General features: G+C 43.7%; 12 protein-coding genes. 11 read left to right on the forward strand and 1 reads right to left on the reverse strand.

The genetic code is table 11. The features are described 5' to 3' along the window. The first annotated feature begins 71 nt into the window (after positions 1-71). Positions 72-665 (forward strand): sporulation-specific transcriptional regulator GerR, encoded by a 594-nt coding sequence (gene gerR, locus AXI57_RS16845; protein WP_010788523.1) that lies wholly within the window; start codon positions 72-74, stop codon positions 663-665. A 44-nt stretch (positions 666-709) separates the two neighbouring features. On the opposite strand, the gene AXI57_RS16850 is transcribed toward gerR, so the two are convergent. Next, the gene (locus tag AXI57_RS16850; RefSeq protein ID WP_010788524.1) at positions 710-1,192 is read right to left on the reverse strand and encodes an N-acetyltransferase; all 483 of its coding nucleotides are present in this window, start codon (positions 1,190-1,192) and stop codon (positions 710-712) included. Between the two features lie 165 nt (positions 1,193-1,357). Here AXI57_RS16850 and AXI57_RS16855 point away from each other — a divergent pair, with 165 nt between their 5' ends. From AXI57_RS16855 to murD, 10 genes are all read left to right on the forward strand, one after another. After that, positions 1,358-2,254 carry a 2-dehydropantoate 2-reductase gene (locus tag AXI57_RS16855; RefSeq protein WP_061670729.1) on the forward strand — a complete coding sequence of 299 codons (897 nt, stop codon included), beginning with the start codon at positions 1,358-1,360 and terminating at the stop codon, positions 2,252-2,254. 70 nt (positions 2,255-2,324) lie between these two features. Next, positions 2,325-3,944 (forward strand): bacillithiol biosynthesis cysteine-adding enzyme BshC, encoded by a 1,620-nt coding sequence (gene bshC, locus AXI57_RS16860; protein ID WP_061670730.1) that lies wholly within the window; start codon positions 2,325-2,327, stop codon positions 3,942-3,944. Between the two features lie 125 nt (positions 3,945-4,069). Further along, a complete protein-coding gene (gene mraZ, locus AXI57_RS16865) occupies positions 4,070-4,501 on the forward strand; it encodes a division/cell wall cluster transcriptional repressor MraZ (protein WP_003329068.1) in 432 nt (143 codons plus the stop codon). Positions 4,502-4,569: 68 nt separating this feature from the next. Further along, on the forward strand, positions 4,570-5,505 hold the full coding sequence (gene rsmH / locus AXI57_RS16870) for a 16S rRNA (cytosine(1402)-N(4))-methyltransferase RsmH (RefSeq protein WP_010788527.1): 936 nt from the start codon (positions 4,570-4,572) through the stop codon (positions 5,503-5,505). 39 nt (positions 5,506-5,544) lie between these two features. Continuing rightward, the gene (gene ftsL, locus AXI57_RS16875; protein ID WP_003329063.1) at positions 5,545-5,898 is read left to right on the forward strand and encodes a cell division protein FtsL; all 354 of its coding nucleotides are present in this window, start codon (positions 5,545-5,547) and stop codon (positions 5,896-5,898) included. Positions 5,899-5,903: 5 nt separating this feature from the next. After that, a complete protein-coding gene (gene pbpB, locus AXI57_RS16880; RefSeq protein ID WP_061670731.1) occupies positions 5,904-8,045 on the forward strand; it encodes a penicillin-binding protein 2B in 2,142 nt (713 codons plus the stop codon). A 137-nt stretch (positions 8,046-8,182) separates the two neighbouring features. Further along, entirely contained in the window at positions 8,183-10,102 is a 1,920-nt protein-coding gene (locus tag AXI57_RS16885; protein ID WP_013390506.1) for a stage V sporulation protein D, read from the forward strand. Positions 10,103-10,287: 185 nt separating this feature from the next. Beyond that, positions 10,288-11,760 carry a UDP-N-acetylmuramoyl-L-alanyl-D-glutamate--2,6-diaminopimelate ligase gene (locus AXI57_RS16890; RefSeq protein ID WP_003329060.1) on the forward strand — a complete coding sequence of 491 codons (1,473 nt, stop codon included), beginning with the start codon at positions 10,288-10,290 and terminating at the stop codon, positions 11,758-11,760. Between the two features lie 122 nt (positions 11,761-11,882). Beyond that, positions 11,883-12,857 (forward strand): phospho-N-acetylmuramoyl-pentapeptide-transferase, encoded by a 975-nt coding sequence (mraY, locus tag AXI57_RS16895; RefSeq protein ID WP_003329057.1) that lies wholly within the window; start codon positions 11,883-11,885, stop codon positions 12,855-12,857. After that, the gene (murD, locus tag AXI57_RS16900) at positions 12,858-14,213 is read left to right on the forward strand and encodes a UDP-N-acetylmuramoyl-L-alanine--D-glutamate ligase (protein WP_013390507.1); all 1,356 of its coding nucleotides are present in this window, start codon (positions 12,858-12,860) and stop codon (positions 14,211-14,213) included. The last annotated feature ends 6 nt before the right edge of the window (positions 14,214-14,219 follow it).

Below are 14,219 nucleotides of genomic sequence, written 5' to 3' on the forward strand. Positions count from 1 at the left end.
TGCAAATAGTCTATCTAATCTATTATCCGCATATGTATGAGGTAAATGAGCTAACTTGGAGGGAGATCGCATTGACCATTACGAGACAAGATGCTTGGACACAGGATGAAGATTTGCTGCTGGCGGAGGTGGTGCTTCGCCATATTCGCGAGGGCGGAACACAGCTTTCCGCATTTGAGGAAGTAGGAAGGGCGCTGACCAGAACGGCCGCCGCCTGCGGATTTAGATGGAATTCATTTGTGAGGAAACAATATCAATCAGGCATAGAACTTGCTAAAAAACAGCGAAAAGAACTGAGAAAGCAAATCGGTGTTCACGCCGCTAACATGCCTGATACGGTAAAGCAGGCTCCGCCCGTAACTCCAGAAAGAAATAGAGATCTATCTATACAAGATGTCATACAATTTCTCGAACAATTTAAAGAAGCGCCATCCGCACAAGAATTTCATCATGAAAGAGAAAGGCTCACAGAGCAAGTAAACGCGCTGCAAAAAGAACTTGAGGACTTACGCAGTGAAAATCAAACGCTGCGGAATCAGCTGGAGATGACAGAAGAGGATTACAAGGCCTTGATCGACATCATGGACAGAGCGAGGAAAATGGTGGTGTCCAAAGAAGACGGGCGAAACAAAAAATCAAACCAAGGCTCATACGAACGCATCTGAAAATGAACCGGCCTTTTGGGTCCAGCCCGGCCGGTTTTCTTTTGTTATGCCGTTTCCCCTGATGTCATTTCCCCATCCATGTCCGGATGCCAGATTAAAGGATTTTCTCCTTTGTCACGCGCCATGTCGTATTTCACCGGCTCAAAATTCATTTTATCCCAGAAGCCGGTTGACTTCATTCTTGGATTTGTCCGGATCGGCATGCGGAAGGATTTTGCAAATTCAACAAGCGTCGTTCCATAGCCGTTTTTCTGATAACCTGGCAGAACCTCGAGCTTCCAAAGCTCTAAATAATCTTGATGATGTTCAAAATAAGGATTTGATTTTCCATTTGCCTGATATAAGCTCATTCGTGCGACAAGTGTATCCCCGAAATAAATCCCGTAAAACGGCGAGCTGCTGTCGTTTTCAATGATGTTTTCTTGAAGCTCTTCAAGCATAGACAGCTCCTGCATCCCGTATTCCTTGAATTTCTTGAACTCTTCAAGTGTTTTGTAGTTAATGAGCAAGCGCTCTACCTTCATCATGCTTATTTCCCCCTTTGTTGTCATTCTATTTATATTGTAAACGCATTATCCAAAAAATCCAAATATTAAGATTCTGATTATTCTGCAGGAAGTGAAACCTCTGACAAGTAATTCGGCAAGACATCTGCTATGATAATACGTAAAAGTAAAATAGGGTGTGACATTGTGAAAATAGGAATTATCGGCGGGGGGGCGGTCGGCCTCTTGTGTGCCTGCTACCTATCCTTGCATCATCAGGTGACCGTTCTGACGAGACGCGCCGAACAAGCGGAAGCCATCTGTTCTGACGGCATCTGTCTATATAAAGAAGGGAGAGAGTATAGCGGAGAGTGCGAAGCGGACACTGAAATCAATTCATCTTATGACCTGCTTCTTGTCACTGTCAAACAACATCAGCTCGGAGCTGTTTTTCCGAAACTGGATCAAATAAAAGAAACAAACATTTTATTTTTGCAAAACGGTATGGCTCATATCCATGAGATTCAGAATTGGAGGACCGCCCATTCGCTTTATGTCGGCATTGTGGAACACGGTGCTGTCAGGAAATCAGATACGGCTGTTGAACACACCGGTTTAGGTGCGGTAAAATGGAGCGCGTTCGGTCATTCATCGCCAGAATCGCTGCATCCCTTTTTTCAACAAGAAACGCCGGGATTCCCGATCGTTTATGAAACTGATTGGCACCGTCTTTTAACGGGGAAACTGATCATAAATGCCTGCATTAATCCGTTAACGGCTCTTTTGCGTGTGAAAAATGGGGAACTGCTGGCATCTCCGGCTTATTTCTCATATATGAAAATGATATTTCGTGAAGCCTGTACAATTTTAGGTCTGAAAGATCGGGAAAAAGCCTGGGAGCAGGTGTGCGCAGTTTGCGAAAATACAAAAGACAATTACTCTTCTATGCTTGTTGATGTATATGCCGGCAGGCTGACAGAAGCTGATGCCATTATCGGCTATCTATTAAAGGAAGCAGAAATCGGCAATCATGATGCCATTCATTTTGAATTTCTGTACCGCAGCATTACTGCTTTGCGGCAAAAACCAGACAAAGTCTTTTGAGCTTTGGAGGGAACATGCTATACTCATTTCGGAAAACTAACTATTTATTGGAGAAAGGAAGTTCCAGAAGATGCAGCTAACTGAACTTTCCATCAAGAGTCAAAATGTGTTTGTACAGCACTATATAGATGGAAAAGAAGAAATGTCTTCTTTTTTTGATTACAATATTCACAACTCAGGCATGTGGCGTGAAAGACTTGATGACGTGTCAGCACGTACCTATGCCAGAGAGGAATTAGCAGACTATTTATCCTCTTATCACAGCAAATTTGATTCCGTCGCCATGCAAGCGTCTATCGAGAAAATAAAGGACCCATCAAGTGTCGCTGTGGTAGGGGGACAGCAGGCAGGGCTTCTTACAGGGCCGCTTTACACGATACATAAAATCATTTCAATCATTGTTTTTGCAAAGCAGCAGGAAGAGGAATTGAAAGTGCCTGTCATCCCGCTGTTTTGGGTTGCCGGAGAAGACCATGACCTGGAAGAAATTAATTATGTGCATACGTCAGAACAAAACAGCCCTGTGAAGAAAAAGCTGCCCCAGTCCTATTGGAAAAAATCTTCAGCGGCAAATACATCGCTTGATCAAGAGAAATGTGCTATGTGGATTGATGAAGTGTTTGCCTCTTTTGAAGAAACAGACCACACGAACACGCTCATTGAACATGTTAAACGATGTTTAAGGGATTCAACGACCTTTACGGACTTTTTCGAGCATCTGATCGCCGCTATGTTCCAGGAAGAAGGGCTTGTCCTCTTAAATTCGGGAGATCCGGGAATTAAAAAGCTCGAGACCGCTATGTTCCAAAAGATTTTGCGCCTTAATGACGAGCTGGCTAATTCAGTAGCAGAACAGCAGCTTCTTATGAATCAAACGGGCTATCAGCCGATTATTGAGTCTGGAAAAGATCAGGCAAATCTATTTTATGAATACGAAACAGAACGCTTTTTAATCGAAAAAGATAATGCCGGGTTTATCGTCAGAGAGCTTGAACTGACATGGACAGAAGATGAGCTTTACATTCATATGGAAGAAAATCCGGAGAGATTCAGCAATAATGTTGTGACGAGACCGCTGATGCAGGAGTATCTCATTCCCACTTTAGCATTTATCGCAGGTCCCGGAGAAGTGAATTACTGGGGAGAGCTCAAACAGGCATTCGGTTTAATGGATTTTAAAATGCCGCCGGTGGTGCCGAGGCTGAATATTACGATAGTTGAGCGCCATATTGAGAAAAAGCTGTCTGAACGGAACATTTCTTTGAAAGAAGCGATTGAAGGCGGCACAAAGAGCCAAAAAGACGCTTACTTTGAGAGTCAGATACCAGAGCAGTTTACCGAGGTTCTCAATAACGCGAAAGCAGAAATAGAAACCATCCATAAGAATATCAGACAGGAAGCGCTAAAGGTGGATTCGAGCATGGCGCCTTTATTGCAAAAGAACGCCGCTTTCATCCAAGACCAGCTCCGATTTTTGGAACGGACGGTCACCAAACGGATTGAAGAAAAAGAAGGCTATGTGCTGAGGGACTATGAAAAAATACAAAACAGCATCAAACCGCTTCTTGCTCCGCAAGAACGAATATGGAATATTATGTATTATTTAAACAGGTATGGTCCAAAATTCTTCACAACATTCAAACATCTGCCATTTTCTTTTCAAAACCAACATCAAGTTGTCAAACTTTGAAATAAAGTTTTAATAAACCCTGACTAGTTCAGGGTTTTTTTTTATACATAAACAGTGTAAAATAAATGTGTGGAGAGAAGTGGTGAATAGTGGTGAGTTAAGGGGAGAAAGTGGGGCTAGAGATCATGTTTATGGGTGAATACCAGCATACTATTGATGCAAAAGGCCGCATGATCGTACCTGCTAAATTCAGAGAAGGCTTAGGTGAGCAGTTTGTGCTTACCAGAGGGCTTGACCAATGCCTCTTCGGCTACCCTATGCACGAATGGAAGCTGATTGAAGAAAAGCTGAAAGCTCTTCCTCTTACAAAGAAAGACGCCCGCGCGTTTACCCGCTTCTTTTTTTCAGGCGCGACTGAATGCGAACTGGACAAGCAAGGCCGGGTAAATATTGCATCATCACTATTGAATTACGCCAAACTGGAAAAAGAATGTGTTGTCATCGGGGTTTCGAATCGAATTGAATTGTGGAGTAAGGTAATTTGGGAACAATACACAGAAGAGCAAGAAGATTCATTTGCTGAAATTGCTGAAAACATGATTGGGTTTGATATATAATGAATCTTCGTGCATAACACTCTAACACAATTTCAATTCATCCTGATAAAAGGTGGGACCAACACACTATGTTTCAACACAAGACAGTACTTCTTCGTGAAACCGTTGACGGTTTAGACATCAAACCGGACGGTACCTATGTAGACTGCACCCTTGGCGGAGCGGGGCACAGTACATATTTATTACAGCAGTTATCCGAAAAAGGGCGTTTAATCGCTTTTGACCAAGACGACACAGCATTACAGCATGCAAAAGAAAAACTGTCCGGATATAAGGGACAGCTCATACTTATTAAAAGCAACTTCCGTTATTTAAAAGACTGTTTGAATGAACAGGGGATTACAGAGATTGACGGTGTTTTATTTGATCTGGGGGTATCTTCCCCGCAGCTGGATACGCCAGAACGCGGCTTCAGCTATCATCATGACGCGCCATTAGACATGAGGATGGACCAGTCGGCCCCGCTTACGGCAAAAGAAGTCGTAAATGAGTGGCGCTATGAGGATCTTGTGCGGATTTTCTTCAGATACGGAGAAGAGAAATTCAGCAAACAGATAGCGAGAAAAATTGAAGAGGCAAGAAGCAAGTCGCCTATTCAAACAACGGGCCAACTGGTCGATCTAATAAAAGACGCAATTCCCGCTCCGGCCAGACGAAGCGGAGGGCATCCGGCGAAACGGGTGTTCCAGGCCATCAGAATTGCAGTAAACGATGAGCTGAAGGTTTTTGAAGAGGCGCTTCTTCAAGCAATTGAAGTGCTAAAGCCAGGGGGAAGGGTATCTGTCATTACCTTCCATTCTCTTGAAGACAGAATATGTAAAGCGACGTTTAAGGAAATGTCGTCGCTTCCGGAACTCCCGCCGGGACTGCCTGTCATACCGGAAGAATTTGAGCCTGAATTAAAGCTTATAACACGAAAACCGATTACAGCTTCAGAAGAAGAGCTTGAAGAAAACAACCGAGCTCGCTCAGCCAAGCTTCGCATCGCGGAAAAACGAAAATAACGAACTGCGAACGCAAACTTAAAAGGAGGTCATCAGCCTATGAGTAATTTAGCTTACCAGCAAGAAAAACAGCAGCGGCATACGTTAAGCCCGGAAAAAAAGGTTATTGTCAAAAGAAGGGCTTCCATTACACTCGGAGAAAAAGTTTTGCTCGTCCTATTCGTTATCGCCGTACTCAGCGTTTCACTCTTTATTGTATCGAAAGCGTACGCGGCATATCAGACGAATATCGAGGTGCAAAAACTAGAAGAGAAAATTTCTTCTGAGAACAAGCGGATTGGTGACCTCGAAAAAAATGTTGCTGATTTAAGCACACCCGAACGCATTATGGACATTGCCGAAAAGAATGGCTTGAAGCTGAAAAACAAAAAAGTGAAAAACATACAGGAATGATTGAAATGCCAAAAAAGAATAAATTTATGAACAGAGGAGCAGCGATACTCAGTATTTGTTTCGCTCTCTTTTTCTTTGTTATTTTAGGAAGAATGGCATATTTACAAATAACAGGAAAAGCAAACGGAGAAGTACTTGCGACAAAAGCGACCGAACAGCATGAAAAGAAACGGACCATTGAAGCAAGCCGCGGCTCTATATTAGACCGAAACGGCAAAGTCATCGCTGAAGATACGGCCACATATAAATTGGTTGCTGTCCTTGATAAGAAAATGACAACTGACATTAAACATCCGCAGCACGTCAGTAATAAAGAAAAAACAGCGGAGGAACTTTCGAAAGTCATTGACATGGATAAGGGTGACATTCTTGATATTTTAAATAAGGGTGTGAAACAAGTCGAATTCGGATCTGCGGGCCGGGATATATCATTTTCGCAAAAAGAAAAAATCGAAAAGCTCAAGCTTCCGGGAATCTCATTTTTGCGTGACACGAAACGCTACTATCCAAACGGCGTATTTGCATCCAATTTAATCGGCTATGCCGAAGTCAATGAACAAACAAGCGAAATTCAAGGTGCAATGGGGCTTGAAAAGGTGCTGAACAAGTACTTAAAGGAGCAAGACGGATATGTGACTTACGAAAGTGACAAATCCGGCTGGAAACTCCCGAACAGCAAAGAGAATATCACTGCACCAAAAAATGGTGACAATGTATATTTAACCATTGATCAGAAAATTCAAACCTTTTTAGAAGACAGTATGACAAAAGTGGCGAAAAAATATAACCCGAAGAAAATCATGGCGGCAGCCGTTGACCCGAAAACGGGCAAAGTGCTTGCGATGGGACAGCGGCCGAGCTTTGACCCGAATACCCGGGATGTGACGAATTATTACAATGACTTAATTTCATATTCGTTTGAGCCCGGATCTACGATGAAGATTTTTACGCTTGCAGCTGCTATGCAGGAAAATGTGTTTAATGCCAATGAAAAGTATAAATCTGGAACGTATGAAGTAGGGGGAGAACTTGTAAGAGACCATAACTATGGTGTAGGTTGGGGGAAAACAACATATCATGATGGCGTATTAAGGTCATCTAATGTTGCTTTTGCAAAACTGGCCAATGAAAAGTTAGGTTATTCACGGCTAAATGAATATCTCCATAAGTTCAATTTCTATCAAAAAACAGGCATTGACTTGCCAGGAGAAGCATCGAGTAAAATTAACTTCAAATATGAATTTGACAAAGCGTCAACTGCATATGGACAAGCTTCTGCCGTCACGCCGATTCAGCAGCTGGAGGCTGCAACAGCGATCGCCAATGACGGTAAAATGATGAAGCCTTACGTTATCGATCATATCGTTGATCCTGACACGAAGAAAACCGTTTATCAAAATAAGCCTGAATCAGCAGGAACTCCAATTTCAGCGAATACTGCTAAAAAAGTCCGCAATATATTAGGTGAGGTGGTTTCATCTGATATCGGGACTGGAAAACCTTATCAAATTGAAGGCTTTGATGTAGCGGTAAAAACAGGCACAGCGCAGATTGCCGGACAAAACGGTTATTTATCAGGGCGTGATAATTACATTTTCTCCGTAATGGGGATGGCGCCAAAAGATGACCCTGAACTGCTTATCTATGTTGCGGTGCAGCAGCCGCAATTAGAAAATGACGAAACTGGTTCCAATCCGGTATCTGAAATTTTTAATCCGACGATGAAGAACAGTCTGCACTACCTGAATATTGAACCGACTGAAACGTCTGATTCAGAACAGGAAAAAACAAAGGCTCAAACCATGCCTGATTTGACTGATCAAAGAGTGTCGACCGCTCAGCAGAAAGCAAAAAGTGAAAATCTCACACCGGTGGTCATCGGCAGCGATGTTGCGGTGAAAGAGCAATACCCGAAAGCGGGCGAGGAAGTCCTGACAAATCAGAAGGTCTTTTTGAAAACAGACGGAAAGATGAAAATGCCTGATATGTCGGGCTGGTCGAGAAGAGAGGTTCTTCAATTCGGCAAGGCTTCCGGTATTCATATTGAGGTGAACGGGCAGGGATACGCCGTAAGCCAAAGTGTGAAAAAGAACAAAGAAATAAAAGAAAACACCGTGATCAAGGTGAAGTTTGAAAATCCAGAATAACTGAGAAAGAAAGCTTGCTAACGGCATAATCCGCTGTTGCAGGCTTTCTTTTTTTTATCCCTCTGTGAGAGCGCCGTTCTACCTGTCCAAGCTAAGGCATAAAATGAAACAAGCCTAAATAAGGAGTGAACGGTCTCTTGCGCGTCTCGAATGTAACGGTTAGAAAACGTTTATTATTTGTTTTGCTTTTTGGAGTGATCGTGTTTCTGATCATTGATACAAGGCTCGGCTATGTTCAGTTCGTTCTGGGCGACAAGCTGACCTCGCTGGCAAAGGATTCTTGGAGCCGAAATCTTCCGTTTGAGCCGGAGCGGGGAGAGATTCTAGACCGAAACGGCGTAAAGCTGGCCACGAATAAAAGCGCGCCGACCGTGTTTGTCGTGCCGCGCCAAGTTCAAAATCCGGTCAGCACAAGCAAACAGCTGGCGGCAGTCTTAAATATGTCCGAAGAAAAAGTATACAAGCATCTGACAAAGAAAGCCTCAATCGAAAAAATTACCCCTGAAGGCCGGAAAATTTCGAATAAAAAGGCGAAAGAAATCAAAGCGCTTGATTTAAAAGGCGTTTACGTGGCGGAAGACAGCATCAGGCATTATCCGTTCGGAAGCTTTTTATCTCATGTGCTCGGCTTTGCGGGCATAGATAACCAGGGGCTGCTCGGCCTTGAAGCTTATTATGATGATGATCTAAAAGGGGAAAAAGGCTCAGTAAAGTTTTATACCGATGCTAAAGGGAAAAAAATGCCTGATGAAGCAGACGACTATACCCCGCCAAAAGACGGGTTGGACATGAAGCTGACGGTGGATTCAAAGGTTCAGACCATTATGGAAAGAGAGCTTGATAATGCGGAGGCGAAATACAATCCCGACGGTATGATCGCTGTTGCCATGAATCCGAAAAACGGTGAAATCCTTGCGATGTCAAGCCGGCCTGATTTCGATCCGGCTGACTATCAATCGGTTGATTCGTCAGTGTATAACCGCAATTTGCCGGTATGGAGCACGTATGAGCCGGGTTCAACCTTTAAAATCATAACGCTCGCTGCTGCTCTTGAAGAGCAAAAGGTCAATTTAAAAAGAGATCAATATTATGATAAAGGCCACACAGAGGTTGACGGAGCCCGTCTCCGGTGCTGGAAAAAAGGCGGTCACGGCCTGCAGACCTTTCTTGAGGTTGTCCAAAATTCCTGCAACCCAGGTTTTGTCGAGCTAGGCGAGCGGCTTGGAAAGGAAAAGCTGTTTAAATATATCAAGAGCTTCGGCTTCGGCCAAAAAACCGGGATTGATTTGCAAGGAGAAGGAACCGGGATTTTATTTCCTCTTGATAAAGTAGGTCCTGTTGAGCAAGCTACAACAGCTTTCGGGCAGGGAGTATCCGTTACGCCGATTCAGCAGGTAGCGGCTGTATCTGCCGCTGTAAACGGAGGTACGCTTTATACCCCTTATATTGCGAAAGAATGGATAGATCCGGTAACAAAGAAAACCGTAAAAAAACAATCGCCGGTGGCAAAGAAACAAGTTATTTCTGAGGAGACATCAAAACAAATCAGATATGCGTTAGAAAGCGTAGTAGCCGAAGGAACCGGGCGCAACGCCTTTGTTGAAGGCTATCGTGTCGGAGGAAAGACGGGAACGGCGCAAAAGGTAAAGGACGGAAAGTATCTTGAAAACAACCACATCGTTTCATTTATCGGTTTTGCGCCTGCTGATGATCCGAGTCTTGTCGTATATGTTGCAGTAGATAATCCGAAAGGCACCATTCAGTTCGGGGGTACCGTCGCTGCCCCAATTGTTGGGAATATCATGAGAGACAGTCTCCCTGAGATCGGCGTAAAGCCGAGAAAAAATCAAATTGAGAAAAAATATCAATGGTCCGACACAAAATCAATAGAAGTTCCGAATGTTGTAGGGATGTCTGTCTCGGATCTTGAATCGCTGCTTGTCAACTTGCAAATTGATTCCTCAGGTAAAGGAAGCAAAATTGTGAAACAATCACCGGCAGCCGGAACGAAAGTAAAAGAAGGCTCAAAAATTCGTGTTTATTTGAGTGAAGAATGAGTGAAATTCGAGGCAGCCGATTGAATCCGGCTGCCTTTTGGTTTGGATAAGAAAAAAAGCTTATAAGTTTCAAGATTAGCTGGATGTATCCTTTTTTTTACGCTAAAATATGAACTGTATGTTTAAAAGTATAAACATGGCTTTCATGATAGAAGAACGAATAGAATTTTGAGAGGTTTGATACGATGAAACTAACAAAGCTGCTTACATACTTAACAACCGAACCTTCTGTAAATGACTTTCATGACCCTGATATTACGTCAATTGAGATGGACTCCAGGGAAGTAAAGACAGGGAGTCTTTTTGTGTGTGTAAAAGGTTATACGGTGGACGGGCATGATTTTGCGCAAAAGGCTGTTGAAAACGGAGCGTCCGCCATTGTGGCTGAAAGAGAACTTGATGTCAGCGTTCCCGTGACCATTGTCCGGAACTCACAGCGCGCGCTCAGTGTATTGTCGGATGCGTTTTACGGCCAGCCGACGAAACAGCTTCAGCTGATTGGAATTACCGGGACAAACGGAAAAACATCTACGTCACATATGGTGGATGAAATTTTGAAAAAGGCGGGGAAACGCACAGGTCTGATCGGAACGATGTATATCAAGATCGACGAAGAAACGTTTCCCGTGAAAAACACAACACCGGAAAGTGTCACGCTGCAGAAGACATTTAAAAAAATGAATGATAACCATGTGGACACTGCGATTATGGAAGTATCCTCTCATGCTTTGTCCATGGGAAGAGTCCACGGCTGTGATTACGACATTGCGGTATTCACAAATTTAACGCAGGATCATCTGGACTATCATAAAACGATGGATGAGTACAGGCAGGCAAAGAGCCTTCTGTTTTCACAGCTGGGCGGCGCGTTTAACCATGAAAAGCCGAAGCGGGCCATCCTGAATGCTGACGATGAGGCAAGCGCGTATTATGAAAAGGTGACTGCAGCACACATCTCTACATACGGAATTAAAAATGACGCTGATGTAATGGCAAAACACATCAAAACAACCGCACAGGGCACGAGCTTTGAACTGGTTACAAACAAAGGCACAAAGCCCATCACGATTTCGCTCGTCGGACAGTTCAACGTGTACAACGTGCTGGCTGCCGTTGCGACATGTATTGCCGCCGGTATCCCATTTGAAACGGTTGCTGAGGCTGTCGAAGAATTGCACGGCGTAAGAGGACGTTTTGAATTAGTCAATAAAAATCAGGAATTCCCTGTCATTGTTGATTACGCCCATACCCCTGACAGTCTTGAAAACGTTTTGAAGACGTGCAAAGACATGACAGAAGGTAAGGTTTTTGTTGTTGTTGGCTGCGGAGGAGACAGAGATAAAACGAAACGCCCGAAAATGGCAAAAATCGCTGTTCAGCTTGCGGATGAACCGATTTTTACATCAGATAATCCGAGAAGTGAAGACCCGCTCGCGATTTTAAGAGATATGGAGGCAGGGGTTGAGAACGAATACTATCACAGCATCGCAAACCGCGAGCAAGCGATCTTTTTTGCGATTGCCAATGCCAGAAAAGGCGATGTCGTACTGATTGCGGGAAAAGGGCATGAAACCTATCAGCAAATCGGTGCAGAGACATTCGATTTTGATGACGCCGAAGTAGCAGCAAGAGCGATTGTCGAACTGAATAAAAATTAGATCAATCATAGGAAAGAGATGTTAATGAATGATGGAATTAAAAAGATTTTCACATATGGAAAAAAAACGTGAATATGATAACTACGTATGCCGTTTGAAAGAAACAGGAGGAGACAAGAACAATGCTTGAGCAAGTTATTCTATTTACAATTATAATGGGATTTTTAATCAGCGTTCTGCTCTCTCCGATTCTTATCCCGTTTTTAAGAAGACTGAAATTCGGCCAGAGCATTAGGGAAGAAGGACCGAAATCACATCAAAAAAAATCAGGGACGCCGACGATGGGCGGTGTCATGATTATATTATCTATTATTGTTACTACGATTGTTATGACGCAAAAATTCTCAGAGATCAGCCCTGAGATGTTTCTTTTGCTGTTTGTTACACTCGGCTACGGGCTGCTCGGATTCTTAGATGACTATATTAAAGTTGTCATGAAACGCAACCTTGGCTTAACGTCAAAACAAAAGCTAATCGGGCAGATCATTATCGCCGTTGTGTTTTATGCAGTCTATCATTACTGCAATTTCTCAACAGACATTCGTCTACCGGGAACAGATCTGTCATTTGATCTTGGCTGGGCTTACTTTATCCTTGTCCTCTTTATGCTTGTGGGAGGATCAAATGCGGTCAATCTGACTGACGGTCTTGACGGCCTGTTATCAGGGACAGCTGCCATTGCGTTTGGAGCTTTCGCTATTTTAGCGTGGAACCAATCACAATATGATGTTGCGATTTTCTCGGTTGCCGTTGTAGGAGCGGTATTAGGCTTCCTCGTATTTAACGCGCACCCTGCTAAAGTGTTTATGGGAGATACAGGCTCACTTGCATTAGGAGGGGCCATTGTCACTATTGCGATCTTAACGAAGCTTGAAATTCTGCTCGTTATTATCGGCGGCGTATTCGTCATTGAAACATTATCGGTTATTTTACAGGTCATCAGCTTCAAAACGACAGGGAAACGTATTTTTAAAATGAGTCCGCTTCACCACCATTATGAGCTTGTCGGGTGGTCTGAATGGAGAGTTGTTGTCACATTTTGGACTGCGGGACTTTTGCTTGCCGTTTTAGGAATTTACATCGAGGTGTGGTTATAAGTGGAAAAAGAACAAGTGTTACAGAATCAGCATTTTTTAGTCCTCGGACTGGCGAAAAGCGGATATGCGGCAGCTTCTATTCTTCATGAGAAAGGGGCTTACGTTGTTGTGAACGATCAAAAGCCATTTGAAGAAAACGAGCCCGCCCAGAAGCTTTCGAATAAAGGAATTGACGTGATTTGCGGCGAGCATCCGACGTCCCTTTTTGACCAGCACCGCATTACGGTACTGATTAAAAACCCGGGCATTCCATATGAAAATGTCATGGTGCAGGAAGCGGAAAAAAGGGGTATTCCGGTCTGGACGGAAATAGAACTTGCCTATTATGTAACGGATGCAAAATTTATCGGAATCACAGGTTCGAACGGAAAAACAACAACAACAACGCTTATTTATGAAATGCTGAAGGCTGATTCTCAAAAAGCGCTGATCGCTGGAAATATCGGGACAGTCGCAAGCGAGGTCGCTTATCATGCTGACGGAGATGAATGGATCGTCACGGAGCTTTCTTCTTTTCAGCTTATGGGGACTCATGCGTTCAGACCGCACATCAGTCTTATTCTAAACGTATTTGACGCCCATCTTGATTATCACCATTCGAGAGAAAACTATGAAAAAGCGAAGCAGAACGTATATTTGCACCAGCTGGAATCAGACACGGCCGTTGTCAATCAAGATGATGAAACTGTTGTACGTCTGGCGGAAGCAGGAAAAGCAGCCTCTCTTGCATTTTCAGCAACAAAGCCGCTTGAGCGAGGCGCATGCGTAAAAGACGGAATGATCTTGTTTGATAACGAAGCCATACTTTCTTTGGAAGATGTCGTACTGCCCGGCGCGCACAATCTTGAGAATATTTTGGCCGCCGTTGCGGTTGTCAAAACGGCGGGAGCGTCTAACGAAGCGATCAAAAAGGTCCTTACAAGCTTTACAGGCGTAAAGCACCGCCTTCAATACGTTACAACGATTCAGGACCGTAAATTTTATAACGACAGCAAAGCAACGAACGTATTAGCGACCAGCAAGGCGCTTTCCGCCTTTGAAAAACCGGTTCTTCTCCTTGCCGGCGGGCTTGACCGCGGTAACGGTTTTGACGAACTAAAACCTTATATGCAAAATGTAAAAGCGATTCTTACTTTCGGCCAGACGGCTCCTAAACTCGAAAAACTCGGGGCTGAACTGGGAATACAACATGTCAAACGTGTCGATAATGTTGAACAAGCAGTATCGGCGGCGTTTGCGCTCTCAAATGAAGGGGATGTCATCCTGTTGTCACCGGCTTGCGCAAGCTGGGACCAGTTCAAAACATTTGAAGAACGCGGTGACATGTTTATAGACGCCGTGCATATGCTTAAATAAGGGCTT

The organism is Bacillus atrophaeus, assembly GCF_001584335.1.
Classification (GTDB): Bacteria; Bacillota; Bacilli; order Bacillales; family Bacillaceae; genus Bacillus; species Bacillus atrophaeus.